Raw genomic sequence first — 917 nt, forward strand, 5'->3', positions numbered from 1 at the left:
CAGGCACTTCAGTGATTTCTGGACGGTTTGCAAGCGCTTGTAACCAACGCACTTCAACAGTCACACGAGCATGGATTAAACCAAACTCAGAGAGGAAAGGACGAAGCGCATCACATTTGCTAGCGTAGCGTCCATCTAATGGAGAAAGTGCGGTTAAAGCGTTCATAGCGATTCCTTAAACTTTGGAATTAAACGTAAAACTAAAAAGCCCGTCGATCATGTGTTAAATCACCTGATACTGTAAACGAGCGAGATCTTGAATATCTTTAAGCAATTTGCGTTTGCTAAACACCATGCCCCATGAACTTCCACCGAGCTGACGCCATAAATGTGCCAATTGTAAGCCTGTAAAGAGGGAAGCACGAATGCGGTTGGTATGTGATGAATCTTTAAATGCTTCTGCATTGCCTCGCACCATAATGCGTGGGTTAATTTGTCCTGCGGTGTCGACGTAGGTTTGTGCGAGGTTAGCAATGATGCTTGGGTGCAAATAGTTATTATCGAAAAAAGAAAGCTGTCTTAAAATTTTTTGTTGGGACTGTTCAATAATTTCAACGAATTTGGGGTTGCTATACACTTTCTTTTCTAATTGTAAGAGTGCCATGGCATAGGTCATGGGAAGTTTAGTAGTGGATAATTTAGGAATTCGAGTTTTGGGTGAGGTATTAAAGGGTTGGGTAATGCTACTTTCTAAGGTTTTCAGTCCTAAGGAGATGTCCGCTAATTGATGAAAGAAGTCTAAGGTTTGTCCGCTTTGGTTGCCCTTTGGTCGGATATTTAAACTGGCTTTAATCAACTGCTCTAAATAGAAGTTACCGCTTTCCCCAATACTTTGCTGACCGCTCAAGGCGGTCATATGCGTTAGTTGCGCAGACTGAAACACAGCCGCCAACGCCAACGCTCGGTTTTGGCGTTCG

At 43.1% G+C, this 917-nt stretch carries 1 protein-coding gene and 1 pseudogene; both read right to left on the minus strand.

Annotation, left to right across the window (positions count from 1 at the left end; all coding sequences use genetic code 11):
• Positions 1 to 166 (minus strand): annotated as a pseudogene (locus B4F08_RS16900) (adenylosuccinate lyase); the annotation flags it as partial.
• 57 nt (positions 167 to 223) lie between these two features.
• A partial coding sequence (gene hflD / locus B4F08_RS16905; protein WP_291375487.1) for a high frequency lysogenization protein HflD occupies positions 224 to 917 on the minus strand: 694 nt, incomplete at its 5' end.

It is taken from the genome of Acinetobacter sp. UBA6720 (assembly GCF_002454215.1).
Lineage (GTDB): Bacteria > Pseudomonadota > Gammaproteobacteria > Pseudomonadales > Moraxellaceae > Acinetobacter.